Genomic DNA, 2,657 nt, shown 5'->3' on the forward strand with positions numbered 1-2,657 from the left:
CTATTAAATAGTAATAATAGTAAAAGGAATAATTTGGATGATATAAGTGATTTTTTAAAAGAGGAATTGGAAATGACAGATATAGATTTTAGTCTGCAAGATTTGGAGACGAAATCTCATCAGGAAATAGTTAAAAAAGTATTTGCGATAGATAAAAATTTAGATGATGTTGATTGGCAGTATTTTTTAGATGAAATGCCAATTAAATCGCAGTCTAAAATTATCGCTGCTTTACTTTCAATATTGCCTAAATGTTGGTTTCAGGAATTGATAGAAGTTGATTCTCTGTTTCCTGGGTAGCATCCGAAATGTGTAAGTTTATTTTTATCGTAAGCATTCAACCGTCGGCCAATCGCTACGCCATTTACTGATTGCTGATAGCTAAATACTTGCATATAATTGAACCGCAGATAATGACCGCGCGTATCGCTAAAGCGTTCACGTAGTCTGCCGTAGGCATAAGCTCTGCTTTTCTTGTATGCCGCAGGCTTTACACGCGGCTTGATACAAGCTTTTGCCCATTGTTGTAAGCCTGCTGTTATGCATAGGGCTGTAGTAAACTAAGGCGAGAGAGTTTTTGGTGTGGCTACGTTTATTTTTTCAAAATTGGGATGCTCCCGTTCTCTGTTTCCTAACCCAACAGATATAATAACTATATCTCTAACGAGTGGTGAAACTCATAAATAGAAATGATATCAGTCATTTTTTTAATTAAACGTCAACAGTTAAATATTTATAGGAATTCAGTTTGATTCTTGATAGTGTTCACGTTCGTGGAGTGTGGTGTAAGCCATAATTTTCGTGAAGACAGGAAAGAAGGAATCAAGATGTACCTAGTTTCGCCAAAATTAAATAGGAGTCCTATATGTTAAATTACAATACATTACATTGTTTACCTTCTTCAGCAGAATTACCAGATTCAGACGATACCCCAGTGGATAACGAACTACAAATTTTAATTCCCAACTTATTATTAGCCATCCTAGTCAATATTTGGCAAAACCGAGATGACTGGTTTTTTGGTATTAATATGGGAGTTTATTATGCAGGAAGTAAACCTGCTATAGTCCCAGATGCGTTTTTAAGTTTGGGAGTAGAACGCTTTGTTGGTGAAAATGGACGTTCTAGTTATGTACTTTGGGAAGAAGATGGTATTCCCCCAATTTTAGCCTTAGAAATTGTTTCTCAAACTTACAATTACGAATATGAGCAAAAGAAATTAGACTATGCAGAATTAGGTATTTTATATTATGTCATTTATGCCCCTACACGCCTACGTCGGAAACGTCAACGTTTAGAAGTTTACCGCTTAGTCAATGGTGAATATGTTCTCCAACCAGGGGATAAAATTTGGATGCCAGAAGTAGGTTTAGGTATTGGTAGGGAACAGGGAACTTATCAAGGTAGAACTAGGGAATGGTTATATTGGTATGACGAAAATGGTAACAGATATTCTACCCAAGAGGAAGAATTGCAAGCTCTTTTAGCTAGGTTACAAGCAAGGGGAATTGACCCAAATACATTGTAAATTTTTGAACTTCTTTATTACTCCCGGTTCGCCTATTTTAAATTGAGTTAGAAAAAACCTGAACGATTTAATAGGGGTTTTAGCCTGTAATTCAAATGTACTCTTGTCCCGACTCTGCGCGATCACGTAGGCGATCGCATAAAAATAGAGTTTTTAGCGCCGGGTGGTAGTTCAAGCTAAATTTCGGGAAATCGCTAAAACCATTACTAAACCTGGATTTTCTGTTTTTTTGGCAATTTCTCGAACTCCAAAAAAAATGAGCGAACCGGGAGTTATTAATCAATGTTTTGGATTTATTGATTAAGTCCTAAATTCTTTTAATCTCCTAACTCTTGTTCCTTTTTAAGTAGTTGATTACTTTGATTATACTCCATTAACGCTATCAGTTTAAACTTTTCTATTTCCGCCTCTGTTAATTGATTTGTAGTAACTTGAAACTGGGAATAATTTGTTTTTCTCACAGCATTTAAAGCAACTTCGGCTTCAGAATACAAATGTTGCTTTCTTTTCAAGATTAAAATTTGCTCCTCTGTCTCTGTAACTTGTAGTGAAGCAGTAAATTCATCTGATTGATAAACTCTAATCTTTCCATCTCCACTATCTTCTACTAAACTTTCTTCGCTCATTAACCTTGCTATCATCAAAGGAATGACGTACAACATAATGTCTTCCTCATATATTTCCGCTTGGGTTTCTTCCTGTTCATCCACCAAAACTATAATTGAATCGTTATTAATTTGATTGAGATTGTTTTTTTCTTTTTCTATTGTACTCACCGTTAAATCATCTGCCAATATAACTGGTAATTCAGGAATAAACTCTGGATTTTGTACCTGGATATCCTCTGGTTCAAAAGCTATTATAACAGATTCTTCCATAGTCTTTCCAGAATTGAGACTAGCAATAATAGATGCCAGTGTTTTAATAGCATCACTTTGTTCTTCGACGCTTACAGTTTCTGTTACTGAAATTGATTCTAATTCATTGTAATCAATATATTCGAGAAGTTGGCTTAACATATAAGCAGTTTTAGCAGGGGAAATATCAGGTGATATTTTGGTTGATTCTTCAGTGAGTATAGTTAAAGGATTAGTTGTCATAAATTTATGCCAATGAATTGAATAAAGAC

4 protein-coding genes are annotated in these 2,657 nt (G+C 34.9%); 3 read left to right on the forward strand and 1 reads right to left on the reverse strand.

What is annotated here, in order from left to right; genetic code table 11:
• From IQ228_RS24505 to IQ228_RS24515, 3 genes are all read left to right on the forward strand, one after another.
• Positions 1-300: hypothetical protein (locus IQ228_RS24505; protein WP_193964762.1), on the forward strand; the 300-nt coding region annotated here is incomplete at its 5' end.
• A gap of 565 nt (positions 301-865) precedes the next feature.
• The gene (locus IQ228_RS24510) at positions 866-1,528 is read left to right on the forward strand and encodes a Uma2 family endonuclease (RefSeq protein WP_193964764.1); all 663 of its coding nucleotides are present in this window, start codon (positions 866-868) and stop codon (positions 1,526-1,528) included.
• A gap of 163 nt (positions 1,529-1,691) precedes the next feature.
• Entirely contained in the window at positions 1,692-1,832 is a 141-nt protein-coding gene (locus IQ228_RS24515) for a hypothetical protein (RefSeq protein WP_193964766.1), read from the forward strand.
• A gap of 13 nt (positions 1,833-1,845) precedes the next feature.
• On the opposite strand, the gene IQ228_RS24520 is transcribed toward IQ228_RS24515, so the two are convergent.
• On the reverse strand, positions 1,846-2,657 hold an 812-nt coding region (locus IQ228_RS24520), incomplete at its 5' end, for a hypothetical protein (protein WP_228044063.1).

The sequence above is a fragment of the Dolichospermum sp. LEGE 00246 genome, assembly GCF_015207865.1.
Lineage (GTDB): Bacteria > Cyanobacteriota > Cyanobacteriia > Cyanobacteriales > Nostocaceae > Dolichospermum > Dolichospermum heterosporum.

Bases quoted from the DNA above. Each gene is read 5' to 3' on its own strand.
- IQ228_RS24510 (WP_193964764.1), top strand. From the start codon at position 866: ATGTTAAATTACAATACATTACATTGTTTACCTTCTTCAGCAGAATTA.